Annotated in this window: 24 protein-coding genes and 3 tRNA genes; 14 read left to right on the top strand and 13 right to left on the bottom strand. The window is 38.2% G+C overall.

Annotated elements, in window-relative coordinates; genetic code table 11:
- Positions 1–15: 15 nt before the first annotated feature.
- Positions 16–369 carry a hypothetical protein gene (locus BQ4443_RS07980; protein ID WP_023948849.1) on the bottom strand — a complete coding sequence of 118 codons (354 nt, stop codon included), beginning with the start codon at positions 367–369 and terminating at the stop codon, positions 16–18.
- Positions 370–651: 282 nt separating this feature from the next.
- Here BQ4443_RS07980 and BQ4443_RS07975 point away from each other — a divergent pair.
- The 3 genes from BQ4443_RS07975 to BQ4443_RS07965 all read left to right on the top strand — a co-directional run bounded on the left by BQ4443_RS07975 (position 652) and on the right by BQ4443_RS07965 (position 945).
- Positions 652–739 (top strand) — tRNA-Leu (locus tag BQ4443_RS07975).
- Between the two features lie 24 nt (positions 740–763).
- Positions 764–854, top strand: a tRNA-Ser gene (locus BQ4443_RS07970).
- 14 nt (positions 855–868) lie between these two features.
- Positions 869–945: transfer RNA gene (locus BQ4443_RS07965), tRNA-Pro, on the top strand.
- A 171-nt stretch (positions 946–1,116) separates the two neighbouring features.
- On the opposite strand, the gene BQ4443_RS07960 is transcribed toward BQ4443_RS07965, so the two are convergent.
- Together BQ4443_RS07960 and BQ4443_RS12670 are read right to left on the bottom strand one after the other, a co-directional pair.
- The gene (locus tag BQ4443_RS07960) at positions 1,117–1,533 is read right to left on the bottom strand and encodes a hypothetical protein (RefSeq protein ID WP_023948851.1); all 417 of its coding nucleotides are present in this window, start codon (positions 1,531–1,533) and stop codon (positions 1,117–1,119) included.
- A gap of 193 nt (positions 1,534–1,726) precedes the next feature.
- A complete protein-coding gene (locus tag BQ4443_RS12670) occupies positions 1,727–2,149 on the bottom strand; it encodes a hypothetical protein (RefSeq protein WP_023948853.1) in 423 nt (140 codons plus the stop codon).
- 585 nt (positions 2,150–2,734) lie between these two features.
- Between BQ4443_RS12670 and BQ4443_RS07950 the strand changes: the two genes are divergently transcribed.
- The 7 genes from BQ4443_RS07950 (at position 2,735) to BQ4443_RS07920 (ending at position 10,400) form a co-directional block, all read left to right on the top strand.
- A complete protein-coding gene (locus tag BQ4443_RS07950; protein ID WP_031274598.1) occupies positions 2,735–3,310 on the top strand; it encodes an NUDIX hydrolase in 576 nt (191 codons plus the stop codon).
- A gap of 219 nt (positions 3,311–3,529) precedes the next feature.
- Positions 3,530–4,264: an IclR family transcriptional regulator gene (locus tag BQ4443_RS07945; protein WP_023951160.1), complete on the top strand. Its 735-nt coding sequence runs from the start codon at positions 3,530–3,532 to the stop codon at positions 4,262–4,264.
- A 35-nt stretch (positions 4,265–4,299) separates the two neighbouring features.
- Positions 4,300–5,706 carry a YfcC family protein gene (locus BQ4443_RS07940; RefSeq protein ID WP_023951158.1) on the top strand — a complete coding sequence of 469 codons (1,407 nt, stop codon included), beginning with the start codon at positions 4,300–4,302 and terminating at the stop codon, positions 5,704–5,706.
- A gap of 99 nt (positions 5,707–5,805) precedes the next feature.
- Complete coding sequence (locus BQ4443_RS07935) at positions 5,806–7,596, top strand: CocE/NonD family hydrolase (RefSeq protein ID WP_218118038.1); 1,791 nt, start codon at positions 5,806–5,808, stop codon at positions 7,594–7,596.
- A gap of 222 nt (positions 7,597–7,818) precedes the next feature.
- Positions 7,819–8,553, top strand: a complete 735-nt coding sequence (aat, locus tag BQ4443_RS07930) for a leucyl/phenylalanyl-tRNA--protein transferase (RefSeq protein ID WP_071058538.1) — start codon at positions 7,819–7,821, stop codon at positions 8,551–8,553.
- A gap of 1 nt (position 8,554) precedes the next feature.
- Complete coding sequence (locus tag BQ4443_RS07925) at positions 8,555–9,289, top strand: arginyltransferase (RefSeq protein ID WP_071058537.1); 735 nt, start codon at positions 8,555–8,557, stop codon at positions 9,287–9,289.
- Between the two features lie 67 nt (positions 9,290–9,356).
- Positions 9,357–10,400, top strand: a complete 1,044-nt coding sequence (locus tag BQ4443_RS07920; RefSeq protein ID WP_071058536.1) for a quinone-dependent dihydroorotate dehydrogenase — start codon at positions 9,357–9,359, stop codon at positions 10,398–10,400.
- A 196-nt stretch (positions 10,401–10,596) separates the two neighbouring features.
- Here BQ4443_RS07920 and phaP read toward each other — a convergent pair whose 3' ends face one another.
- The 3 genes from phaP to BQ4443_RS07905 form a co-directional block, all read right to left on the bottom strand.
- Positions 10,597–11,178, bottom strand: a complete 582-nt coding sequence (gene phaP, locus BQ4443_RS07915) for a TIGR01841 family phasin (protein WP_071058535.1) — start codon at positions 11,176–11,178, stop codon at positions 10,597–10,599.
- A gap of 143 nt (positions 11,179–11,321) precedes the next feature.
- The gene (locus BQ4443_RS07910) at positions 11,322–12,134 is read right to left on the bottom strand and encodes an IclR family transcriptional regulator (RefSeq protein WP_071058534.1); all 813 of its coding nucleotides are present in this window, start codon (positions 12,132–12,134) and stop codon (positions 11,322–11,324) included.
- An 81-nt stretch (positions 12,135–12,215) separates the two neighbouring features.
- Positions 12,216–13,028: a competence/damage-inducible protein A gene (locus BQ4443_RS07905; protein WP_371128785.1), complete on the bottom strand. Its 813-nt coding sequence runs from the start codon at positions 13,026–13,028 to the stop codon at positions 12,216–12,218.
- Between the two features lie 71 nt (positions 13,029–13,099).
- Between BQ4443_RS07905 and BQ4443_RS07900 the strand changes: the two genes are divergently transcribed.
- On the top strand, positions 13,100–13,495 hold the full coding sequence (locus tag BQ4443_RS07900; RefSeq protein WP_023951145.1) for a thioredoxin family protein: 396 nt from the start codon (positions 13,100–13,102) through the stop codon (positions 13,493–13,495).
- A gap of 63 nt (positions 13,496–13,558) precedes the next feature.
- Here the strand turns inward: BQ4443_RS07900 and BQ4443_RS07895 are convergent, their stop codons facing one another.
- The gene (locus BQ4443_RS07895; RefSeq protein ID WP_071058533.1) at positions 13,559–14,941 is read right to left on the bottom strand and encodes a DEAD/DEAH box helicase; all 1,383 of its coding nucleotides are present in this window, start codon (positions 14,939–14,941) and stop codon (positions 13,559–13,561) included.
- Between the two features lie 265 nt (positions 14,942–15,206).
- Here BQ4443_RS07895 and BQ4443_RS07890 point away from each other — a divergent pair, with 265 nt between their 5' ends.
- On the top strand, positions 15,207–15,410 hold the full coding sequence (locus tag BQ4443_RS07890; protein WP_071058532.1) for a zinc-finger domain-containing protein: 204 nt from the start codon (positions 15,207–15,209) through the stop codon (positions 15,408–15,410).
- 3 nt (positions 15,411–15,413) lie between these two features.
- A complete protein-coding gene (locus BQ4443_RS07885; protein WP_071058531.1) occupies positions 15,414–16,436 on the top strand; it encodes a YheT family hydrolase in 1,023 nt (340 codons plus the stop codon).
- Between the two features lie 48 nt (positions 16,437–16,484).
- Here the strand turns inward: BQ4443_RS07885 and BQ4443_RS07880 are convergent, their stop codons facing one another.
- The 5 genes from BQ4443_RS07880 to BQ4443_RS07860 form a co-directional block, all read right to left on the bottom strand.
- On the bottom strand, positions 16,485–18,320 hold the full coding sequence (locus tag BQ4443_RS07880; RefSeq protein WP_071058530.1) for an ABC transporter ATP-binding protein: 1,836 nt from the start codon (positions 18,318–18,320) through the stop codon (positions 16,485–16,487).
- Between the two features lie 97 nt (positions 18,321–18,417).
- Positions 18,418–19,293: an acetyl-CoA carboxylase, carboxyltransferase subunit beta gene (gene accD / locus BQ4443_RS07875; RefSeq protein ID WP_023951137.1), complete on the bottom strand. Its 876-nt coding sequence runs from the start codon at positions 19,291–19,293 to the stop codon at positions 18,418–18,420.
- 10 nt (positions 19,294–19,303) lie between these two features.
- On the bottom strand, positions 19,304–20,125 hold the full coding sequence (gene trpA / locus BQ4443_RS07870) for a tryptophan synthase subunit alpha (RefSeq protein ID WP_023951135.1): 822 nt from the start codon (positions 20,123–20,125) through the stop codon (positions 19,304–19,306).
- A gap of 9 nt (positions 20,126–20,134) precedes the next feature.
- Positions 20,135–21,328 (bottom strand): tryptophan synthase subunit beta, encoded by a 1,194-nt coding sequence (trpB, locus tag BQ4443_RS07865; RefSeq protein ID WP_071058529.1) that lies wholly within the window; start codon positions 21,326–21,328, stop codon positions 20,135–20,137.
- A gap of 54 nt (positions 21,329–21,382) precedes the next feature.
- On the bottom strand, positions 21,383–23,686 hold the full coding sequence (locus BQ4443_RS07860; RefSeq protein ID WP_071058528.1) for a RelA/SpoT family protein: 2,304 nt from the start codon (positions 23,684–23,686) through the stop codon (positions 21,383–21,385).
- Positions 23,687–23,750: 64 nt separating this feature from the next.
- Between BQ4443_RS07860 and BQ4443_RS07855 the strand changes: the two genes are divergently transcribed.
- The gene (locus BQ4443_RS07855) at positions 23,751–24,248 is read left to right on the top strand and encodes an NAD(P)H-dependent oxidoreductase (protein WP_023951131.1); all 498 of its coding nucleotides are present in this window, start codon (positions 23,751–23,753) and stop codon (positions 24,246–24,248) included.
- Positions 24,249–24,390: 142 nt separating this feature from the next.
- Here the strand turns inward: BQ4443_RS07855 and BQ4443_RS07850 are convergent, their stop codons facing one another.
- Complete coding sequence (locus BQ4443_RS07850) at positions 24,391–24,741, bottom strand: RidA family protein (protein ID WP_023951129.1); 351 nt, start codon at positions 24,739–24,741, stop codon at positions 24,391–24,393.
- Positions 24,742–24,780 lie beyond the last annotated feature (39 nt).

The following is a 24,780-nucleotide window of genomic DNA, read 5'->3' as shown; positions in this document are numbered from 1 at the left end:
TAACTTTATTTTTTATTAATCATCATGACGGTGACGTCGATGATGACGTCTTTCATAATAACGCTCTCTCTCCATCATTCGCCGTAAGTAATAATGCCGATTTAACAACCGCCGTTGTGCATAAAAAGGATAATCATCATAGTAGTTATGATAGAAACGACTACTAGGAAATTCATAGTTAATTCCAAAAGATCCTCCCGTACCATAATAAACAGAGGCTCTCGGTACTACAGCAATAGTTGGCTCAGCAATAACAGCTCCACCGGTACTATACACAACATCATCTGAATATGCACCATAACCATCACGATTTACCACACAAGCTGATAAACTCACTGAGGCTAATATCACCAAAAATAGACGTTTCATTTCACCTAACTCCTAAATAAGATGAAAATACAGGCGTTATACCTTATGTATGGATTGTCGGTGATAACTCAATCATATTCAATATTCTTGAAATACATGGACATATTTTTATGACACTAAATAAAAAATGATTGTTAAGGCCTCCTTCTTATACAAAAGTCTTAGCCATTCGCAAGCTTTTTTGTGTTAATTTCACAACAAATAATTATTCTTGTTTATGCATTTTGATAAAAAACTAGACATAATTTAGTAATCAGCGTATAGTTATATTCTTCACACAACGCACTCGTGGTGAAATAGGTAGACACAAGAGACTTAAAATCTCTCGGGCATTGCGCCCGTGCCGGTTCGATTCCGGCCGAGTGCACCACTCTTTGGAGTATTGTTGCGTGATGGAAGCTTGGCAGAGCGGTTGAATGCACCGGTCTTGAAAACCGGCGAGGGTTTGTAGCCCTCCGTGAGTTCGAATCTCACAGCTTCCGCCAATCAAAATAGTCGTCGGGGCATAGCGCAGCCTGGTAGCGCATCTGGTTTGGGACCAGAGGGTCGTAAGTTCGAATCTTACTGTCCCGACCACTAATCGATTTCTTTAAATTCCCCCCATTATTGCACACGCTTGATCCTATCAATTATTTATAATAAAAACTAATTAAACAGTTAAAATCTCACAAACTATCCATAAATCAAAAATAGGAAAAACTTTAGAGTTCCCGTAGCATTAACAACAAGAGTGACAAACTCTCTGATTCATTTTTTGCCTGAACGACTATTCTTTTTACTTATGTTTTGAATTAAGGTTTGAATACCCGTCTGCTGTATTATTTTAAAGCAATAAGCAATTGGTAATTCCAAGCCATCCATTGGGGCTCTTTCATCACGAATAGTATACATAGTCGTGTGAGCAATCGCTTTTTTAATTGCCTTTTGCATTGGCAACATAACTTCTTCAAGACTAAATTCAATGTTTTTTTGGACAAGAGCATTTGCCCACGCATATCCAGTCTTCTGCAAGTAGGGGTCTTTCTGTTGAGCAAGACAAGATGCATTAGCAAATGCATTTAAATCATTGATGAGATCTTGTTGAGTAGCAATATCACTCGTGGGTTGTGCCCAAACGCTTAAAGGCAGACTTAATATTAGCGTAACGATAGTTTTTTTCAACATGATTTTTCCCTAGTTAAACTCAAAAAATATGCTTTTTTGTGTACGCACAGTTGGGTTGCTTGGTTTTATATAATGCGAGAACCATCAACCGCCTTTAACGTGCGAGCACCAATTTTGAGTTAATGTGTTTCACGTAAAGTTTATATAAAAAACAGCCTTTTTAGACGGTTAAGTTTTAATGATTAACACTATATTAATTTGGTTTTTTACCTAATCGACTATACTTTTTACTTAACTCTCGAATTAACGCTTGAACATTAGGTTGATGAATAACATCAAAACAATAAGCAATTGGTAAGGCCTGACTTTTAAGCGGTGGCTGCTCAGAAGGAACGGAATACATAGGTGTATTAGCAATTGCCTTTTCAATAGTGGCTTTCATTGGCAAAATAACAGTCTCAAGATTAAACTCCATATTTCCCTCTGCAAGTGAGTTTGCCCAGATATACCCAGCATTCTGCAAGTAAGCATCCTTCTGTCTTATAAGGCAAGACGCATTAGCTAAAGCATTTAAATCATGGATAAGCTCTTGTTGAGCAATAGCTCCTCCCTTAGGTTGTGCCCAGACACTTAAAGGGAGACTCAAAATTAGCGTGATGATAGTTTTTTTTAACATGATTTTTCCCTAGTTAAACTCAAAAATATACTTTTTTGAGTGCGTATTAAAGGCAATACTCAATCGACTGACATAAGTGTTACCGTTTGGACCAAAACCTCTTGCATAAATATTTATTTACTTGTCCCACCCTGCCAAGTAAATAAATCCTTCATCGTTGGATATTTCATATGATTAGGAAAGAGATTCCAAATCCTCATAAAATTAGGTTTACTGACGTCATTTCTCCTAAAAAATGAGATAGCAGTGACCAGTATAATCGCTAATATATTTCAATATTATTTTATGTGACAAGAATAATTGTTATTTTTATTTAGCCCTTACCAAGACAACTAACTCAACATTAAAGTGAGACAACAAAAGCTTTTAAAGAGTCTTGATTCAATTTTTAATAAGTTGCTAATTTCTTCTTTCCCATAGATTCATTTAAGAAACGCAATAACAAGACCATAAACAGCCTAAACGACCACTTATAAATATAACTGCTTTGTATTTCTTGGTATTGATTTTTAAATACACCGCTATCTTTCAGCTACAATAGTTGGATAATATAGATTTAAAATTATGAGACTTTAAGAGCCAACCATGTCAGCAAAAGATGCCTCTTTCTATTTTCCTGCTCCCATTAAACAATCATTTTGTACACAATGTGGCAGTAAATTAACGAGAATGTGTCCACCTATGGATAACCGTGAGCGTGATTGTTGTGAGAATTGCGGTGCCGTCCATTATCGCAATCCTTTAATTGTTGCTGGAACACTTCCCTATTATCAAAATAAGATTTTGTTATGTAAACGTGCCATTGAGCCACAATACAATAAGTGGACGTTACCTGCTGGTTTTATGGAGCTCAGTGAAACCACCGCACAAGGTGCTTGTCGCGAAACACTAGAAGAAGCAGGAGCAAAAATTCAATTAGGGCAGCTTTTTACCGTCATTGATGTTCCTAGAGTTAGCCAAGTTCATATGTATTATCTCGCAGAGCTAACTAGCTTAGAATTTGAGCCGGGTGAAGAATCATTAGAAGTAGCCCTATTTGATATGGATGATATTCCTTGGCAACAAATTGCGTTTACTACCGTTCAAGCGACCTTAAAAACATATATTGAACATCGACAAAAAAATATCAGCTTTAAAACGCATCATATTATTTTGGACTAATCTCATCCACTTACTCATCATATTAAAAGCATTAACATTGTTATTTGTTTAGAACTATAGCGATTATAACTACAATCAAATCTACTACCATAACCATCAAACTAGTTTCAACATTAAGCTTAGGTATTTACCCTAATAAACAAAATAATTAACCCTTTTAAAAAAAATTACTCTAGAATTATTTTTAAATAACAAACCAATGGTTCGACTAATAAACCAATGAAAAATACTATTGATAGCCTTGCACAAGCATTAAACCTCTTACAAATCATTGCTGAGAATCCTAATACAGGATTGAGTGAACTTGCTCGGTTAAGTCAGCTTAATAAGTCACGAGCCTATCGTATGCTATGTACACTTGAGGAGCATAATTATGTTGTACAGCAAACAGACTTTTCATATCGATTAGGACATGAGCTACTTGTACTAGGCCAACTCGCTAAATCACATTCACATTGGCTAACAATTGCAGAAGCTGTAATAGATCCTCTTGTTAACGAGTTTAATGAAAATTTACAAATCCGTATTCGTGAAAATTTAGAAATAGTCCAAGTTTGGAGAAGAGTCTCCTCTCAACCTTTGCAAGTTCGTAGTGAAATTGGCAATCGCCGTTTATTGGGTGCTGGAGCTGCTGGGAAAATTCTTCTTGCTTTTGCACCTACTCCCATTCAACTTGAATTTCTTAGTACAAAGACACCCACACAAGTAGCCATACTCAAGGAACATATTACACAAATAAAACATCAAGGTTTTTATGTGTCTAAAGGTGAACTAACAGAGGGTGTTTGTGCCATTGCTCTTCCTCTCTATGATATGAAAAAAGAATGCATTGCTTGCCTAAGTTTAAGTGCACCAATTAATCGTATGCCTGAAGAAAGAATCCAACAAATTTTACAACGTTTACAAGAAGTCTCTAACGAATGTTTTATTCGTCTAGGTGGACTGAATCCCTAAAAATGCCAGTATCTCACATAATGTAGGAGATTTTCATGACAGATGTCGTCCCCCAAAAAAGCAAAAAAACAACCAATCCTATGATTGTGATGCTTAGTATTGTTATATTAGCCACGCTACTTACCTTTTTACTTCCATCTGGTCAATACCAAATGAAAGATAAACTGGTTGTTCCTGGTAGCTACACACAAATTGATAAACCCATACAAGCTAGCAATATTATTTCTTCAACATTCACCACAGTCTCCAAAGAGCAAGCAAGTCCTGTTGGTATCGCAGAAATGCTAGAAGCCATACCTGAAGGAATAGCGAAGCAAAGTGGTCTGATTTTCATGGTACTTTTTATTGGTGGAATGTTTGGTATTCTGAATAAGAGTGGTGCTATTGAGGCGGGGTTGGAGCGTGCATTAGGGCTAACTAGAGGGAATATATATATCCTGATTCCTGTCTTAATGTTAATTTTCTCTGCTGGTAGTACCTTTATGGGGTTAGCTAAAGAATATCTCTTAGTGATTCCTATGGTAATTGCATTAACAACTCGTTTAGGTTTTAGCCGAATACTTGGTCTAGCCATTGTAACTCTTGCTGTCAAAGTAGGTTATCTAGCTTCTATCACAAACCCTTATGCCCTTTCTGTTGCACAACCACTACTTGGTCTGCCTGTTTTCAGTGGGTTAAATATGCGGATACTTACCTACGTTGTTATGATGACCCTATGTATTATCTTCTTATTCTGGCGTGTACGCCAAGAAATTGCTGGAGGGGTTTCGACACAAACAATCACTTTTGATAGCAAGCCTCTTTCAAAACAGCATTTCCTAATGGTGTTAGTACTGATCATTGGTATTATTTTTCTTGTGTACGCTGCTCACACATGGAAATGGAAAAGTAGCTCTTTATCTGCTTATTACCTGTTTCTAAGCATTATTTTCGCGGCTATCGCTCGCTTCAGTCCTAGTGAAGCAGCAGATGCTTTTATTAGTGGAATGAAAAAAGTTCTTATTGCCGCAATACTGATTGGCTTGGCTACAGCAGTGGCCATAGTACTTGAAAAGGGTAAAATCATGGATACGATTATTTACCATTTCGTATCTTTTGTGGGAGAGTCTAACTCCTATGTCTCGGCATATAGCATGTTTTTATCTCAATTATTACTAGATTTGGCTATCCCCTCCACTTCTGGACAAGCCGCTGTGACCATGCCAATTATGGGACCTGTTGGTCAGCTATCTGGCGTATCGGCACAAACAACCGTGCTAGCTTTCTTAATGGGTAATGGTCTTACAAATGTCTTCACACCGACATCAACAGGATTATTAATTTTTCTTGCTACGGCTGAAATTGGATGGGGACAATGGGCTCGTTATGTGTGGCCTCTAGTTATTATTCTAGCTATTGCTGCAATTGCCTTATTATCAATTGCAGTGAGCATCGGTTATTAATTTTTTCACTATAAAAGGGTTATTTAATTATTTAAATAACCTCTCTCTAAAAATATGCAACTAGACTCATATAAATTAATTAAAAATCAGATGATTAGTATGCGTGATGGTATTCGTTTAGCGACGGATATTTATCTCCCAACTAGTGCAGAAAAGGCATGGCCTGTCATTATTGAACGTACACCTTATAATAAAAATGCCCATTCACGATCAGAAATTAATCTGGATGGACACAAAATTAGTCGTGAAGAAATGGCTACCCTATTTTGTCGACAAGGATTCGTAGTCATTTTTCAAGATTGTAGAGGACGCTACCAATCTGAGGGAGAATTCATCAAATACATCAATGAAGGACAAGATGGTTTTGATACATATACATGGATTCTTCAACAACCATGGTGTAATGGCAGTATCGGTAGCATGGGATTATCATATGCCGCTCATACACAGATGGCTGCCGCTTGTTTAAATCCCCCTGGTTTAAAAACGATGGTTTTAGATTCAGGTGGCTTTCATAATGCTTTTCGCTGCGGCGCTAGACAAGGAGGTGCTTTTGAACTTAAACAAGCAACTTGGGCATTTAAACAAGCTCAATTAAGCCCTCTTGCACAACAATCATCCATTACCAAAACAGCTCTGTCACAAGAAAACATTCATGACTGGTTTGCCAAAATGCCATGGCAACCTGGCCATTCACCACTACGTCATCACCCTGAATATGAAAACTATTTATTCGAACAATGGCAAGAAGGATTTTTTACTGACTTTTGGAAACAGCTTGGTATCTATGCCGAAGGATACTACGATACATTACCGGATATCCCCGTACTTTTTATGTCTAGCTGGTACGATGCCTATGTTCCTTCCACATTAGCTAACTTTAATGCCTTTAAAGCAAAAGACCGAAAAGCGCCACAACGTCTCATTATGGGACCATGGTTGCATGGCGATCGTAATACTACATACAGTGGTAATGCAGAATTTGGCTATCAAGCTTCTTTTGATAAAAATGTGAGTGACAACTGGTTGACTTGCCGATTAGATTGGTTTAATCAACACTTAAAAGAACATGCTTCGACAACACAAAAAGATTCTGTTTCACTCTTCATTATGGGTGGAGGTAGTGGTAAGCGTAATGCAGAAGGACGTATTGAACACGGAGGATATTGGATACACAGCAATTGCTGGCCTCTAACAGGTACATCTACACAACAATGGTTCTTACATGACAATATGTCATTAAGCCAAGCACAATCTTCCTCTGGAGCACTAAGTTTTCAATCTAATCCTCATCATCCAGTACCAACCATTGGAGGATCTATCACTTCTGGGCTACCTATTTTTGCTGGTGGAGCATTTGATCAACGGGAATCAGCAGAGTTTTTTGGGACTGATGGCAGTAATATGCCTCTGGCAGCTCGAGCAGATATTCTTGTTTTCCAGACAGAGCCTCTTAAAGAAGACCTTATCGTAGCAGGTAAAGTAAAAATTAAACTATGGGTTGATAGCGATTGCCCTGATACAGATTTTACGGCAAAGCTTGTGGACGTTTACCCTCCAAGTGAAGACTATCCTCAAGGCTATGCCATGAATATCACTGATGGTATTTTTCGGGCTCGTTATCATAAAAGCTGGACAGAAGCGTCTTGGCTAGAAAAGGGACAAATTATTCAACTAACGATAGAGCCTTTTGAAACATGTAATATCTTTAAAAAAGGCCATCGTTTGCGTTTAGATATCGCTGGCAGTAACTTCCCACATTTTGATTGCAATCCTAATAGTGGAGAACCAGAGGGACAAGCAAGAAGAAAACAAATTGCGACTAATCATGTCCATGTAGGAGGAATATATGCTTCTGTACTTGAAATTGATGTACTAACTAATAATTAGTAAAAGTCCCAATATCCGATAAATCTGTTAAAGTATCTATGCGACTTTATATCGAAGCCTACATAGATACTTTGCAGCCACCTCTTCTTTTATTCTTCAATAAGAAAAAATGTCATCTACCCAAAGGACAGATTCTCTTTCACATTCCGCCAAAATGATGAAAAATAGAGTTTTTAATATCAATTTGCGTTAAATTAACTAGTCATTTGAAAAAATATCGTCATGAGTAATATCTTTCTACCCCAGCTTGGTCCCAGTATTGCTTTTCCAGATGTAGAGTCAGCCTTAACTGATCCCGATGGCTTATTAGCATGGGGAGGCGACCTAAGCTTTCAGCGTTTGCTCAATGCCTATGCTCATGGTATTTTTCCTTGGTGCAATCCTGATGAACCATTGCTATGGTGGTCCCCCTCTTTACGAATGGTTCTGCAATTTCAGCACCTCAATGTATCACACAGTATGCACAAGCTTATCAAAAAAATTAAACGAGACCCAAACTCACCTTGGGAAATTAGAATTGATACTGCTTTTGAAAAAGTAATGCGCTCTTGCGCTGCTACCCCTCGTCACGATCAAACAGGAACATGGATCGCTGAAGACATTATTCAAGCCTATAGTCATTTACACCAAAAAGGTTATGCTCACTCAGTGGAAACATGGTATGACAAGCAACTAGTCGGTGGACTTTATGGTGTTAGTTTGGGAAAAATGTTTTTTGGTGAATCTATGTTTTCTCATCTAAGTAATGCATCTAAACTAGCCTTAATTTTTTTAATGAATTACCTCGCAAAACAAGATGTTTTTTTAATTGACTGCCAACAAGAAACTGCTCATTTAACAAGTATGGGAGGAGCATGTATTTCACGACAACTTTTTTCTGAGCATCTAAGAATACATACACCTCAAGAAAAAATTATTTGGCAAATAGGCAAACAATCTTTCGATATCATCACATAATATGTCTGAAACAGAAATCACTTTTGGCTTGTATTTATCTGCACCCTATCCTTGTAGCTATCTTCCTGAACAGCAAGCTCGCTCGCAAGTAGTCGTTCCAAGTCATTTGGTTAATACGACTATTTATGCACAATTAATTCAGCAAAATTTTCGCCGTAGTGGAGAACAAGTCTATCGTCCTCGTTGCGATAATTGCCAAGCCTGTATCTCTGTCAGATTGCGCACCACTGAATTTGTTGCAAATAAAACCCAACGTCGTTTATATAAGCGTCATCAACAAGAGTTAACCGCAAAACTTATTCACTCACCAAGCTATAGTAATGAGCATTTTGAGTTGTATAAGCATTATCAGCAAACCCGACACCCAGAAACCTACGAACCCACTAATAAAGCAGATTATGAAAACTTTTTAATCCGTTCCTATGTTGATACTCGCTTTATTGAATTTCGATCAAGTGATAACGTGCTACGTATGGTATGTATTTTTGATTATTTAACGGATGGGTTATCTGCTGTCTATACATTTTATGATACAGAGTATCAGGGTAGTCTAGGTACTTATGCCATTCTTTATCTTTCTCAGCTATGCCAGCAGTGGCAACTTCCTTATTTATATTTAGGGTATTGGGTTAAGAATAGCCCTAAAATGAACTACAAAAATAAATTTGCACCTCTTGAGTATAATTGGCATGGACAGTGGTTATCTAAACAACCAAATATGGCTAATAGCTTATAATCTACTCTACAAGTTTAGTTTATTACTTACATAACCCATCCTCTCTATACCTATTTGCTATCCAACCATGTCTAGCCTATTTAATCCTTATCCACTTATCAAACCATTACTATTTCGCATGGACGCAGAAACAGCCCATGAAAACGTCTTAGCAACATTAAAAAAATATTATCAAAATCCATTACTCAAACCATTCATCAGCAATCAGATTAACGATAATCCTATTCAGTTAATGGGTTTGACTGTGCGCAATCCTATAGGTTTAGCCGCCGGTTTAGATAAGAATGGAGAATTTATTGATGCCTTAGCTAGTTTTGGTTTTGGTTTTGTAGAAGTAGGAACCGTAACACCTCGTCCGCAAGCAGGTAACCCTAAGCCACGTATGTTTAGAATTCCTGAAAAGCAATCACTTATTAATCGTATGGGATTCAATAATCATGGTTTAGATATTTTCCTGAAAAACGTACAAGAAAGTTCGTTTAGAAAAAATGGTGGAATTTTAGGTTTAAACTTAGGCAAAAATGCCGATACCCCTATTGAAAATGCCACTAGTGATTACCTCAAAGGGTTAGAAGGAGTCTATCCTTACGCTGACTACATCACTATTAATATTTCTTCACCAAATACTAAAAACTTACGTGCCTTGCAAGGTGAAGATGAATTAAATGCATTACTAGGACAATTACAAAATAAACGTCTTGAATTAACTGATAATCACCAGCGCTATATCCCTATTGCCATTAAAATTGCGCCTGATTTAGATGATAATCAAATTATTTCTATTGCCCAACTTGTACAAGCTCATAAAATGGATGGAATCATTGCTACCAATACCACGCTTTCTCGTGACTATGTCAATGGTTTAGAACATGCCAATGAAACTGGTGGCCTATCAGGGCCTGCTGTTCATGAACTTTCGTTAAATGTCATTCGTAAATTACGTCAGCATCTTAGCTCTGAAATAGCTATTATTGGTGTAGGAGGTATTTTGAGTGGTAAACAAGCTAAAGAGAAAATCCTAGCCGGTGCAAATGCTATTCAACTTTATACAGGCCTTATTTACAAAGGTCCTGCTTTGGTCAAAGAATGCGCTGATGCCTTAGCCTCTTAAAGCTACAAACCTGCATAGCAATATTAAAAATAAAAGTTATCCATAATCTGAATAATTTTGTTTTTAATATTGCTCTGCTTTTCTCGAATTCTCTTATAAAAGCAAAAAGCCAAACTAATTTTACAGTTTGGCTTTTTCTTTATTTAATGCTGTTTTTTATACAACAAACAGCATCTGTTAGCAGAGCTAAGTAAGCTTAAGCTTTACGTGAACGAACTGCTGATGCTGCTTGTGTAGCAGCTTTAGTTGCTTGTTCTGTCGCTTGTACAGTTGCTTTAGTTGCTGCAGCTAAATTGTTCTCTGCTACTTCAACCGCCTGTTTAGCGGCTTTGTTTAACGAATCATACGCATTGTTAGCAGATGCTAATGTTGATTTTAATAAAGCTACTGCTGATTCAGAACCTGTAGGCGCATTTTTAGCGATTTGATCAATTGATTCTGAAAGATTTTTTTGAACTTCTGCTACTTGTGTTTCAGAAAGTTTTAATAATTCATTGCTAACTTGAGAAACGATATCGTAAACATTTTTAGAGTAAGCAGCTGCTTTTTCTGCTGTAGGTTGAGCTAAACCACTCACTAATGCAAAAAGCTCTTGAGGTTCTTTTACTGAAGTTGCTTGTTGAGAAGTCTCAGCTACATCACCTAATGCTGCTTTAATAACCTTCAAATTCAAGTCAACTAATTGTTCAAAACCACCAAATAAAACATTTTGAGCAGCAACAATGTTATTAACTGCTGCTTTTTGTTGATCTAATAACTGTTGAGGTACTACTGACATAATATTCTCCTAGATGTTTGATAAAAAGCAACCTATGCTGCGTTGCACAAATACTATTATACTCACATATATTATTTTTTCAACTCTTTTTATTGCATTGCACAAAAAAACAACTAAAAGCTATCTTATTGATTTTATTAAACTTATCTTTTTCCGTAACCTAACGAAGTGGAAATAGAAGCGGCTGCTTGCATCAACAGGCTTGCCCAGCTATCTTGCATACGCTCTACAGGTGCAGAAATTGATAGCCCTGCGACAAGATTACCTGAATAATCATAAATGGCAGCTGCAATACATCGTACCCCCAACTCAAGCTCTTCATTGTCACGAGCATAGCCGTATTGATGCACAAATTTTAAATCTTTTTGTAAATCCTCAATAGCTGCTAGACTATTTTTTGTTTTGCCTGGCAAGCCTGTTCTTAAAGCATAGGACTCAATAAGGCGTGGATCAGCTGCCGCTAAATATAATTTACCCACAGATGTTAAATGAAGCAATGCCCTTCCGCCTATTGGTCGTAATACATGCATACCAGAGCGAGCACTTTCTGTCCGCTCTATATAAACAATCTCATCACCTTGCCGTACTGATAAATTAATCGTTTGCTGTGTTTGCTCGTGTAACCACTGCATCATAGGAGCAGCTACTTGGCGAATATTTAAGCGATCTTTAACAATGGCACCTAATTCTAATAAGCGCAATCCCAATTGATATTTCCCATTATCCAAATGCTCCAGTACCCCACCTATACATAAATCACCTAAAATACGATGTGCAGTAGACGTGTGCAACTGGCAACTCTCAGCAATTTCCTTTAAGCTTAAAGGTTGTGGTGTAGCCGCCAATAAATTTAAAATCGTATAAGCACGTTCAAATACCTGTGCTGATACTTTATTGGCTGGTGGAGCAGTTTTCGTACTTAAGCGTACTCTTGATTTAATTTTTTGTTGGCTCATAGTCAAGCACTTATCGTGTGATTAATCCTTATTTCACTGATTAGGACGATTGCAATATAGCAACAATAGTAAGTCACTAAATTACTCAGGTTTATCCATAAAATGCCCACCTACTCTTAAAATAGCTCCACGCAAATAATCATAAGCTTCTTTTAAGTCAGCCGTATTTTTTCCTTTAACCCCTAAATCAATAAAGGCTGGTTTACCTTCTCTTGATACTGTCGGCAAACTAAATGTACGAATACCTGGCCATTTATTTTCAATAAATTCTAAAGCGGGGGTAATTCTAGATTCTGGTAGCGTATGGATAATCACCGAATACGACTGTTCTTCTTCGATATGATGTAAATGCTTATAACGAGTATCCAATGTCCATTCAATCATAGGCCACGCCATTTCAGGAAACCCAGGTACAAAAGTATGATTTTTGATAAAAAAACCAGGGATCTGATTAAATGGATTGGGCACAATTTCAGAGCCTTCAGGAAAAAGTCCCATCGCCAAACGACGCTGATTTTCTGGAGTACCCATATCAGCAGAAGCTGACCCTTCAGTTGCCATTCGTTGCGTGCGTTCCGTAATCAGTGCTGCTGCCTCAGGATGTAAATGTAAGGGCAAGCCTAATGCTAGACCTGCTGCATCACGAGTTTTATCATCAGGCGTGGATCCAATTCCGCCACTAGAAAAAACAATATCACCACTAGCAAAAGATTGCTGATACTCTTTGACTAGACTATCTAAATCATCAGGGACAAAATGTGCCCAAGATAAACTCAATCCTCTTTCATTCAATAACGCAATCACTTTTTCTAAGTGAGCATCTTTACGGCGACCCGATAAAATTTCATCTCCGACAACAATTAAGCCGATTTTTACTTGTGATGGCATTTTTATCTCCAAACATGAGAAATACTTTTATACTTGACTATGTTTTAATTATAAAGCTCAATGAGTACTACTTCACTATGCTTATTACCAATGTGAATGAAGACATTACAACTGTCAAAAACCTTCTCAAAAAAGCGACTGGCTTGACTATTGCTTGCTATTGCGCACAATGGTGTGGAACTTGTAAAACGTATGCTAATGATTTTAAATCATTAAGTGAGCAATTTCCTGAATATACATTTATTTGGATAGATATTGAAGACAATCCAGAGTTATTAGATGACTTAGATGTTGAAAACTTCCCTACTATTCTCATTCAGCAATCTCAGCAAAATTATTTTTTTGGAACAATGCTACCGCATATCCAACACTTAGAACGACTAATCCGCTCTATACAAAAAGATATTCTTGAGCAAAAAATAACACCTATCCAAGATGGTCCAAATAATTTATATGAACTATTAAGCAATTAATCTCGCTGACTTTTTAACTAAGTGAGAAGATTATCTACCCATAATAGGTCAACACTCTACCACCTATTTTTTATATCCTTTAGGTCTGCCACCTAATAAGACAGCCAGCGGAGCGGTTTGTATTTCTGGATAATCTCTTTTTTCAACAGCCGCTAAAATAACGTCTTTGTCTTCTTCTGGGTCATATGGGCGATAAAAGAAAGCATCTATTGGGGGTAAATTAGATTTCTCAGACGATGTGTAATAATCTTTTTTACGTGACTGAAATTGAAATCTATCTAGGAAAATGCTTGGAATAACAAGATTCTCTTTAGGAATATCTGTTTTAATTAATTGCTGAATATCATTGAGTAATTTATCATCCTCATCAGAATAAAAAGCAATTGCTGTACCAGAAGCTCCCGCACGCCCTGTTCTACCAATCCTATGCACATAGTCTTCAGCATTGTATGGTAGATCAAAATTAATCACACCATCTAAACCAGCCACATCCAACCCACGTGCAGCAACATCAGTTGCCACTAAAACATCTACTTTACCTTCTTTAAACGCATCTAAAGTCCGTGTACGTTCAATCTGGGATTTATCACCATGAATGGACTCTGCTTTAATACCTTCTTTATTCAAATCACGTGCAATCTGAGATGCCGCAATTTTAGTATTGGCAAATACAATTACCTGTGCAAGATTCCGTGTTTTTAATAAAAACAACAACGCCGCTTTTTTCTGTGCTGGCGCTACATGATAAGCAAGCTGTGTTACTGTTGATGCTGTAGCATTGTTCGCCGCCACACTAATTTCAACAGGGTCTTTTAGAAAGGTACGTCCCAATTGACGAATCTCAGGGCTAAAGGTGGCTGAAAATAATAAACTCTGACGTTGTGCAGGCAACTGTTTCAGAATACGCTCTAGGTCAGGCATAAAACCCATATCTAGCATTCTATCGGCTTCGTCCAATACCAATACACTAACTTGGTTCAAAGACACCGTCTTTTGCTCAAGATGGTCAAGTAAGCGTCCTGGCGTAGCAATGAGAATTTCACATCCTCGACGTAACTCTGCTTTCTGAGGATTAATATCGACACCACCGTAAACCACACTAGCACGTAGTGGTGATATTTCTGAGTACCGTTTGACATTCTCTGCAACCTGATTAGCTAACTCTCGTGTTGGGGTGAGAATAAGGGCTCGTACAGGGTGCTTCGCTGGCGAAGTACTTGTGCTAGCAAAAGGCATCATACGATGCAATACTGGCAAAGTAAATGCCGCTGTTTTACCCGTCCCTGTCTGAGCAGCACCCATTACGTCTAATCCATCCATAACTGGACCAATAGCTCTCGCTTGAATCGGGGTGGGTTTGGTATATCCACTAAGTTCAATTGCTTTTAAAATATCTGGATGCAATCCAAACTCGGCGAAACTACTTATCTGCTCATTATCAATCATACATTACTCAACTAAGGGTTAATCTATCATTTTACTCCTTGTCATAGTTGCATGTTCTTGCATTCTACTGATTGACCAAAATAATTTGTCTGATTTACATTTATAACAATAAGACAGAAACTTTATCCATAAACTTACTTAATCCGCTGTAATTTCTTGTACAATACCGTCAGTATTTAACGAGAAACGGGTCATTATGTGAGACTTGAATTGGCTCCTAGACCTTATTATTTTTAACGACATTTTTCTTTTCAATGGAGAAAAAATGGAAAACAAACCAACTATTGAACCTATTGAAGTTACTGCCAAAGATTTACCTTTATATTGTCCTGGTCCTAATTCACCAAGATGGAGCATGCATCCTAGAGTTTTCCTAGATATCACTCACTCTGAGGATCATACAGCAACCTGTCCATACTGCTCTAGCAAATATGTACTAAAAGCAGGTGAAAAAATTACAGGTCACTAATCCATGTCAGGACAACTAGATACGTCTGAGTTTAATCATCCTTTTTGGTTACCAGAAGGACAAAGTCAAACTATTATCGGCTCAAAATTTGCTACATACGCCAAAATAACATTTGCTCGCGAGCGCATTCGTACCCCCGACCAAGATTTTATTGATTTAGATTGGCATATCCCTCATACCGCTAACCAAGACTATCTAGATGCTCCCGCTCCCGCTATCCCACACTTTACTGGCAAGGCATTGCTCTTTTTTCATGGGTTAGAGGGTTCAAGCCAAAGCCACTATGCACAGTCCATTTGTCATGATTTTCGAGCTCTAGGATGGGCTGTTGTAGTCGCTCATTTTCGTGGCTGTTCGGGCGAAGCCAACCTCTTAGCACGCTCTTATTTTTCAGGTGATATCCAAGATGTAGAAACTGTTATGCAAGCCGTAAAAAATCGCTTACCACATGCTCAATGGTATGCTGCTGGGTTTTCTATGGGAGGAAATGTATTACTAAAATATGCTGGTGCTAGAGGTGCTGAATTAGCATCGTTTAACGCAATTGCTAGTATTTCTGCTCCAACAGATTTGTACGCAACAGGATTACAGTTGGGCAAAGGGTTCTTTGGTAAATATGTCTATACGCCTTATTTTCTGACCACTATGAAGAAAAAAATGCAGCAAAAACATAAGGCATTTCCTGGCTCGATTGAGATCACTCGTTTAGCAAAGGCTAAAACATTGAAAGATTTTGATGATATTTACACAGGTCCTATTCATGGCTTTAGAAATGCGGAAGACTACTGGAAAAAATGCTCTTCAAAACCTGATTTGATTCATATCCTTGTACCTACATTAATCCTTAATGCTAAAAACGATCCTTTTATTCCTAGAGAAAGTTTACCAACCATTGAGCAGGTATCTGACGTTGTTACCTTACATCAGCCTGAACATGGTGGTCATGTAGGTTTTTCTCAGGGCACATTTCCCTCTCGTTTGGGATGGTTAAGTCAACGCCTATGGCAATTTTTCCAAGGTTATTAATAATCCTTTTGAACAGAACACCATCTTACTATTTAAGACAACACTTAATTAATCTAGCTTCAAGAATCCACCACTTTGGTGATTCCACAAGCGAGCATAGACACCATTTAAGGCAAGAAGTTCTTGGTGTGTCCCTTGCTCAACAATTTGCCCCTTATCTAATACAATCAAACGATCCATCGCTGCAATCGTAGATAACCGATGGGCAATGGCAATCACTGTTTTATTTTCCATCAATAAACTTAAACTATCTTGAATCGCAATTTCAACTTCTGAGTCTAAAGCACTGGTTGCTTCATCAAGGATTAGGATAGGCGCATCTTTTAACATTACTCGAGCAATGGCAATACGTTGTCTCTGTCCCCCCGATAATTTAACACCACGCTCACCGACATAAGCATCATAACCTCTACGCCCTTTTGAATCTAATAATTCAGGTATGAATTCTGCTGCCTGTGCACGCTTAGCCGCATCAATCATCTCTTCATCCGTTGCATCCATACATCCATATTTGATATTTTCACGGACAGAACGATGAAGCAACGAGGTATCTTGTGTCACTAAACCAATATGTCGACGTAAACTTTCCTGCTGTACAGTTTTGATATCTTGACCATCAATACGAATAGCTCCACTATCAATATCATAAAACCGTAGCAGTAGATTAGTGAGCGTTGATTTCCCTGCCCCACTTCTACCAACCAAACCAACTTTCTCACCTGCTTTAATATGTAAATTAAAGTCTTGTAGTAATTGTTTATTCTCGCTATACGAAAAATTCACATGCTCAAACACAATGTCGCCTTTACTCACCTCTAAAGGAATGGCATTAGGGATATCAAGTACTTTGCGAGGTTTACTTAAAGAAATCATCCCGTCTTGAACAGTGCCAATATTTTCAAATAGCCGTGCGGACTCCCACATCATCCAATGAGATAAACCATGTACTCTTAAAGCCATTGCCGTAGCAGCAGCAATCGCACCGACAGTCACTTGATTATTCATCCACAACCAAAGACCAATACCAGCAATACCTGCCAATAACAACATATTAATAGTTTGACTCACCGTTTCCATCAACGATACTAAACGCATTTGTTTATGCACGGTTTGCATAAAATCTTGCATAGCTGATTTCGCATAACGAGCTTCACGCTTATCATATGAAAATAATTTAACTGTTTGGATATTGGCATAAGCATCTGTGATACGCCCCGTCATTAAACTACGTGCATCAGCTTGTGCTCTTGCTGTTTTACCAAGCCTTGGAACAAACCAAATTAAGGAGATGATAAAAAATAAAATCCAGATAACGAAAGGTAGCATTAACCAACCATCAAACTGGAATAAAATCACCCCGACAGTAGTAAAATAAACAACAATATAAACCATCATATCGCAGATAGACATGACTGTATCGCGTACTGCCAAGGCGGTTTGCATAACTTTTGCTGATACTCGTCCTGCAAACTCATCTTGGTAAAAAGCAAGACTTTGACTTAGCATTAACCGATGGTAATTCCATCGTAGGCGCATAGGAAAAATACCTTGTAATGTCTGAAAACGTATACCACACTGCAATGATACCCATAGTGGAAAAATCATAACCAATATGAGCATCGTAATAATAGCTCCTGACTTTTCTGTCCAAAGCTCATGGACATTGTATTTACCCATCCAATCCACTAATGAGCCGACAAACTTGAATAAGACGGCCTCAAAAACACCCACACCAGCCGTTAAAATGACGAGAAAAAATAAATATATTTTTAACCCATCTAAGCCTGAAAAAATAAAAGGTAACAAGCCCTTTTTCGGCGGTACTGGATCTGTCTCAGGATATGGATTAATACGGTTCTCAAACCATTCAAATAGTCTATTCATTACGCTTCACACAAAAAAGTCGGGTAATAAGCCCGACCCTAGATTGGCTAACAACTCTTTTTTAGTAATGTTGGTGTGTATATTGCTACTAAAGCGTTTATGAATGATCAACACTTTCCGATGCTTTTTTCATCAGTAAAGTAACAATACGCACAATTTCTTCTTTCATATCTTTACGTTTTACCACCATATCCACTGCGCCTTTTTCTAATAAGAACTCAGCACGCTGGAAACCTTCTGGTAATTGCTCTCTCACTGTTTGTTCGATAACGCGAGGGCCCGCAAAGCCAATTAAAGCATTAGGCTCAGCAATGACAACATCACCCATAAAAGCAAAACTTGCTGACACACCACCCATTGTTGGATCCGTCAAGACACTGATAAAAGGTAAGCCTTTCTCAGAAAGACGAGTCAACATAGCATTTGTCTTAGCCATTTGCATTAATGAAAACAAGCTCTCTTGCATACGAGCACCACCAGAGGCGGCAACACAAATAAATGTAGTGCGATTATCAATGGCGGCTTTAACACCTCTAACAAAACGTTCACCAACAACAGACCCCATCGATCCGCCCATAAAGTTAAATTCAAATGCAGCAACGACTACTGGTACTGATGCCATTGTACCTTGCATCACCACTAACGCATCTGTCTCATCTGTCGCTTTCATCGCTTCGGAAATACGTTCTGGGTATTTACGAGAATCTTTGAATTTAAGCGGGTCTGTAGAGCGAACAGCCGCACCAATTTCTACACGATCAGTTTCGTCCAATAATGTATTAATTCGCTCACGGGCGCTAATTCTCAAATGATGACCACAATTTGGACATACATTTAAATTTTTACTTAAATCTTCATGATAAAGAGCCGTATCACATGATGGGCATTTTACCCATACACCTTCTGGTACACGACGATTACTGTTCTCTGAACGTTTAATTTTAGGAGGGAAAACTTTATCTAACCAACTCATTTTTTATCCTTTATTTTTGTAGTGCTTCAGCAATAGTCGCAATCCAATCTCCTGCTGCTTGTTCTACAACAGAAGACACACCCTCTGGTATTTGACCATTTAAGGACTTATGCATTGTATCAACTAATTTACTACCTATAACAACAGCATCCGCAACACTAGCTATTCTTTTAGCCGTTTCAGCATCAGAAATGCCAAAACCAACACCAACAGGAATATCTACAAATTTCTTAATGGTTTGAACACGTTGTTCAACTTCTGCTACATTGAGTGCTGAGGAGCCTGTTACTCCTCTTAAAGACACATAATACAAATATCCACTAGCTATTTTTGCTACTTGTTGAATACGTTCATCCGTTGAGGTTGGGGCTAACAAGAAAATAGGATCAATACCTTTTGATTTTAACAAATCACCAAAATCGTCATACTCTTCTGGTGGATAATCAACAATCAATACCCCATCAACGCCTACTTTTTCGCATGCTTGAGCAAACTCTGCACGTCCCATTGCCTCGACAGGATTGGCATACCCCATTAACACCACAGGCGTAGTGGTATTTACCTTTCTAAAATCAGCCACAATGGCTAATACTTTTTTTAGTGTCATCCCTGCAGCAATGGCACGCTCACTCGCATATTGAATCACTGGCCCATCTGCCATTGGATCAGAGAAAGGCATACCTAACTCAATAATATCCGCTCCATTTGCCACTAATGCATGCATTACAGCTAAACTGGTTTTAGCATTGGGATCACCGGCGCAGATATAAGGAATTAATGCAGCTCGACCTGATAGTGATTTAAATACGCCATCTATTCTTTTATTCGACATCGTCTGCCCCTATAATTCCATATTTAGATATTGTGCAACAGTATGCATATCTTTATCACCACGCCCAGATAAATTCACTAAAATTATCTTGTCTTTATCTAAGGTAGGAGCCAATTTTGCTGCATAAGCTAATGCGTGAGAAGACTCCAAGGCAGGAATAATACCCTCTAAACGACAGCAATGTTGGAAAGCCTCTAAAGCCTCGTCATCATTGATTACTTTATATTGTGCGCGTCCAGTATCGTTTAACCATGCATGCTCTGGACCAACGCCAGGATAGTCAAGACCCGCAGAAATTGAATGTGTTTCTTGAATTTGCCCATCCTCATTTTGCATAATATAGGTACGATTGCCATGTAGCACACCAACTTGTCCTGCATTAATAGAGGCTGAGTGTCTACCTGTTTCAATACCATCACCACCTGCTTCCACGCCACGTAGTGCTACATCAGTATAAGGAATATAGGGATAGAATATGCCCATAGCATTTGAACCACCACCCACACAAGCAACCACATAATCTGGTTGTCTACCAACATATTCCTGCATTTGTTCAATACATTCTTGCCCAATAACTTGCTGAAAATCACGCACCATCATTGGGTATGGATGAGGGCCTGCCACTGTACCAATAATATAAAATGTATTGTCAACATTAGCTACCCAATCACGCATAGCATCATTTAAAGCATCTTTTAGCGTTTTTGAACCAGACACGACAGGAACGACTGTAGCACCTAGTAATTTCATACGATGCACATTAGCGGCTTGACGACGAACATCCTCAGCTCCCATATAAACCACGCATTCAAGACCATAGCGTGCAGCTACTGTTGCTGTAGCCACACCATGCATACCAGCACCTGTCTCTGCAATAATACGTGTTTTACCCATGCGTTTAGCCAATAACATTTGACCAATACAGTTATTGATTTTATGTGCACCAGTATGATTTAAGTCTTCACGTTTTAACCAAATCTGTGCACCACCTAATTCCTGTGACCAACGCTTAGCATGATAAATTGGGCTTGGTCGACCAACAAAATGCTTCAGTTCATATTGAAACTCAGCAATAAAGTCTGGGTCATTTCGATATTTTTCGTAGGCTTTATTCAATTGATCAATAGCATGCATCAGCGTTTCAGCTACAAAAAGCCCGCCATATTGATCAAAATGTCCCTTTTCATCTGGTAGGTTAGCCATTAAAGAAGACTCCTCACAATCGTTTATTCAGATAATTCGCTATTGTAACGTAAATTAAACACGTCTCGCATTGGTAACACCGTGCACATCAAGAATAGATTTCAATGCTTTATTCAATTGTTCACCATTGCGTACCTCAACAGTAAAATTTAAATAAGCATTGGACTCTTTGCTTTGCGTATTAACACCTACCACATTGAGTTTCATCTTGGCAAAAATCTCGGATATATCACGTAACAAGCCATTTCTATCTAAGGCAATTACAGCAATATTGACAGGATACACTGTTTCATCTGTCTCTCCCCAAGCCACTTCAATCACACGTTCAGGATTTTTTTGTTCCATGACTTTAAAAGAAGGACAACTTTTACGATGAATAGATACACCACGACCTCTAGTTACAAATCCAGCAATGGCATCAGGAGGTGCTGGATGACAGCAGCGAGCAAGTTGAGTTAACAAAGACTCTACTCCTACGACTAACACGCCACTCTTTCCTGTTTTTACCGCACTAGTTGCTGCTGCCTGACGTGGTAAAAATGGCTTATCCTCTTCATCTTGCTCTGGCTCTACAAATGCCTGTGCAATCTGTCTGAGACTAAATTCATCTTTTGCAACAGCTACATATAAATCATCAGGATGTGCAAACCCTAATTTCGACGCGAGTTGCTCTAAATTTACTGACGTTTTGCCCAATCGCTGTAATTCTTTTTCTACCTGTTCCTGACCAGAATTAATACGCAGTTGTAACTCAATCGCATTAAACCATAATCTCACTTTTGCTTTCGCACGTGGGCTATGCAAATAACCAAGCTGTGGATTGAGCCAATCTCGTGAAGGACCACCTGATTTTGCGGCAATAATTTCCACTGTTTGTCCCGTTTTTAACGGTGTATTCAAAGCCACTAATTGCCCATCAACCTTAGCCCCTCGACAACGATGCCCCAAATCGGTATGTAATAAATAAGCAAAATCTACTGGCGTACTTCCTTCTGGCAACTCCAACAATCTTGCTTGTGGCGTCATTACGTAAATACGATCGGGCTGGGATTGTGCAGGTTTGGACTTTTGTAATTTCTCAGCCTCTTGTTTTAGTGCTGTTTTTTTACGTTCTAAATCCTCTTGAGAAACACTTTGATTTTTTTCTGCTTGCTCTGTAATACCAACTTCTTTACGCCATGACAATAATTGTCGCATCCAAGAAATTTGTCGATCATATAGACTAGAAGCCGATACTTGCCCTCCTTTGGCTCCTGCTTCCTTATAACGCCAATGTGCTGCCATACCATACTCAGCAAATTGATGCATTTGTTTAGTACGAATTTGTACTTCGAATGCACGTCCTGCGCTATCTCTCACAACAGTATGTAAAGAACGATAACCATTAGGTTTAGGACGAGCGATATAGTCATCAAATTCTTCCATCACTGGTGTCCATAAGGAGTGGACAAGTGACAAGGCTGTATAACAATCTCGTTCATTATTGACAATAATACGAATAGCTAATAAATCATATAAATCCTCAAACTTTAACGACTTATTTCGCATCTTGTTATAAATACTATAGATATGCTTCGCACGTCCAGCCACATCAGCAGTAATCTTTTGCTCAGCTAATGCTTCTTTTAATGATTGAATAAATTGATTTACCAAGGCTTCACGCTCTTCACGTTTAGCCTCTAATTTATTAGCAATATCACGGTATACATCAGGCTTTAAGAATCTGAGTGACAAATCTTCCATTTCCCATTTGATTTGCCAAATACCTAAACGATTAGCTAACGGAGCATAAATATTACTTGTTTGCAAAGCAATATCTGATGGGCATGGTAATTTTGATTCTGCAAACCAACGTAATGTTTGTAATCGCGCTGCCAATAAGATCAACACAATACGTAAATCTGTTGCCATAGCTAACAACATTTTTCGCAACATTTCTTGCTGAAACTTCTCTTGTTCTGCCGTAGGTAACGTCGCTTGTGAAACAACCGTACCGATACGTATCAACGCTTGTGCTCCCTCCACAAGCTCAAATACCTCTACACCAAAACGATCCATCATTTCCGTTTTGAATTGACTTTCAGAAATATTATTTTCAGCTAAAGTATAAGTAGCTGTCGCCATTAAAGCAGCAGCCATAGTCAGTGCATCTAGCTCTAACAACGCCAATACTTTAATCATTCCTTTGACATGATGAATCGCTTTTTCTTGGCTAAACAACACTTTACCTTCCAAAAATGGACTAGTCCAAGCAATTACTTGATCAAGATATTCTTTATCGGCTTGATTGAAATCCTCAAAAACAGTATCTTTCCATTCTTGATCAAAAGCCTCATCTTTCAACTGAGTAGTATTCATACACGTATAATAGGCAAGAGAATATTAGATTAATATCCTATTGTATCCTTAGTTGAGGTTCTTCGTGAATACATTAATGATTATTTGGCATTCTCGTACATTAGCCTCAAAACAAGCGGCTAATTGCGCCTATCAAGGTGCATTACATGTGCAACGAGAGCTACAACAAAATCACTCTATTTTATTTATCCCTGCAGAAAATGTTCAAGCACAACAGCTCTTACAAGCAAATGCATATCTATTTTGTGCACCTGAAAATTTAGGTAGCCTAAGTGGTATCATGAAAGAGTTTTTTGATCGGCATTACTATACTGCCTTGGGAAAAATTGAAGGCCGTCCATACAGTGCCATCATTTCAGCAGGTACTGACGGTCAAGGAGCGCTTACTCAGCTTAAACGTATCTGTACGGGATGGCGTCTCAACGAACAAATACCAAGTCAAATTTTTTCCTTTCGCGCGGAAACAGAAAAAGATATTCTTACATTAAAAACGCTAACTGAACAACAACAGCAAATAGCATGGGAAATGGGGGCAACACTATATGCTTTAATATCTGATTAGATAGCGTAATCAACACAGAAATCACTATTGTCGGTTGTTGAACTTATATATTTTTTATACCAGTTCACATCTCTATTAATAAAAAACCTTGTTTATCCATAGGAACAAACAAGGTTTATAACTCAATTAAACAACGTATCGCTTAAACGGCTGCTGTCACTACAATCTCAACTTTGTAGTTTGGATTTGCTAAACGTGTTTCAACTGTTGCACGTGGAGGCGCATTAGTTTTTGATACCCATTCATCCCATGCTTTATTCATTTGTGGGAATTCGGCCATATTAGGGATAAAAATTTGTGCCATTAAAATGCGCTCTTTGCTAGTACCCGCTTCTGCTAATAACTTATCAATTGTAGCAAGCACTTGTTTTGTTTGGCCTTCCATATCTAGGCTAGGATCATCAGGAACTTGACCTGCTAAATAAGCCACACCATTGTAAACAGCCATATCAGATAAACGAGCACCTACATTTGTGCGTTTAATATCACTCATAAAAACTCCTTCAAATTTAAAATAATCGGCTATATTTAT

Origin of the sequence: Pelistega sp. MC2 (genome assembly GCF_900099475.1) — a bacterium.
GTDB lineage: Bacteria > Pseudomonadota > Gammaproteobacteria > Burkholderiales > Burkholderiaceae_B > Taylorella > Taylorella indica.
Note: the sequence above shows the minus strand (reverse complement) of the source record. Positions and strands in the feature narration are given on the sequence as shown.

Excerpts from the sequence above, each read along its gene's own strand:
- BQ4443_RS07945 (WP_023951160.1), top strand. The coding sequence starts at position 3,530 with ATGAAAAATACTATTGATAGCCTTGCACAAGCATTAAACCTCTTACAA.
- BQ4443_RS07960 (WP_023948851.1), bottom strand. The coding sequence starts at position 1,533 with ATGTTGAAAAAAACTATCGTTACGCTAATATTAAGTCTGCCTTTAAGC.
- accD (WP_023951137.1), bottom strand. The coding sequence starts at position 19,293 with ATGAGTTGGTTAGATAAAGTTTTCCCTCCTAAAATTAAACGTTCAGAG.
- BQ4443_RS07890 (WP_071058532.1), top strand. The coding sequence starts at position 15,207 with ATGGAAAACAAACCAACTATTGAACCTATTGAAGTTACTGCCAAAGAT.
- BQ4443_RS07925 (WP_071058537.1), top strand. The coding sequence starts at position 8,555 with ATGTCTGAAACAGAAATCACTTTTGGCTTGTATTTATCTGCACCCTAT.
- BQ4443_RS12670 (WP_023948853.1), bottom strand. The coding sequence starts at position 2,149 with ATGTTAAAAAAAACTATCATCACGCTAATTTTGAGTCTCCCTTTAAGT.
- aat (WP_071058538.1), top strand. The coding sequence starts at position 7,819 with ATGAGTAATATCTTTCTACCCCAGCTTGGTCCCAGTATTGCTTTTCCA.
- BQ4443_RS07895 (WP_071058533.1), bottom strand. The coding sequence starts at position 14,941 with ATGATTGATAATGAGCAGATAAGTAGTTTCGCCGAGTTTGGATTGCAT.
- BQ4443_RS07910 (WP_071058534.1), bottom strand. The coding sequence starts at position 12,134 with ATGAGCCAACAAAAAATTAAATCAAGAGTACGCTTAAGTACGAAAACT.
- BQ4443_RS07980 (WP_023948849.1), bottom strand. The coding sequence starts at position 369 with ATGAAACGTCTATTTTTGGTGATATTAGCCTCAGTGAGTTTATCAGCT.
- BQ4443_RS07920 (WP_071058536.1), top strand. The coding sequence starts at position 9,357 with ATGTCTAGCCTATTTAATCCTTATCCACTTATCAAACCATTACTATTT.
- BQ4443_RS07880 (WP_071058530.1), bottom strand. The coding sequence starts at position 18,320 with ATGAATAGACTATTTGAATGGTTTGAGAACCGTATTAATCCATATCCT.
- BQ4443_RS07935 (WP_218118038.1), top strand. The coding sequence starts at position 5,806 with ATGCGTGATGGTATTCGTTTAGCGACGGATATTTATCTCCCAACTAGT.
- BQ4443_RS07885 (WP_071058531.1), top strand. The coding sequence starts at position 15,414 with ATGTCAGGACAACTAGATACGTCTGAGTTTAATCATCCTTTTTGGTTA.
- BQ4443_RS07950 (WP_031274598.1), top strand. The coding sequence starts at position 2,735 with ATGTCAGCAAAAGATGCCTCTTTCTATTTTCCTGCTCCCATTAAACAA.
- trpB (WP_071058529.1), bottom strand. The coding sequence starts at position 21,328 with ATGGCTAACCTACCAGATGAAAAGGGACATTTTGATCAATATGGCGGG.
- BQ4443_RS07940 (WP_023951158.1), top strand. The coding sequence starts at position 4,300 with ATGACAGATGTCGTCCCCCAAAAAAGCAAAAAAACAACCAATCCTATG.
- trpA (WP_023951135.1), bottom strand. The coding sequence starts at position 20,125 with ATGTCGAATAAAAGAATAGATGGCGTATTTAAATCACTATCAGGTCGA.
- phaP (WP_071058535.1), bottom strand. The coding sequence starts at position 11,178 with ATGTCAGTAGTACCTCAACAGTTATTAGATCAACAAAAAGCAGCAGTT.
- BQ4443_RS07850 (WP_023951129.1), bottom strand. The coding sequence starts at position 24,741 with ATGAGTGATATTAAACGCACAAATGTAGGTGCTCGTTTATCTGATATG.
- BQ4443_RS07860 (WP_071058528.1), bottom strand. The coding sequence starts at position 23,686 with ATGAATACTACTCAGTTGAAAGATGAGGCTTTTGATCAAGAATGGAAA.
- BQ4443_RS07900 (WP_023951145.1), top strand. The coding sequence starts at position 13,100 with ATGCTTATTACCAATGTGAATGAAGACATTACAACTGTCAAAAACCTT.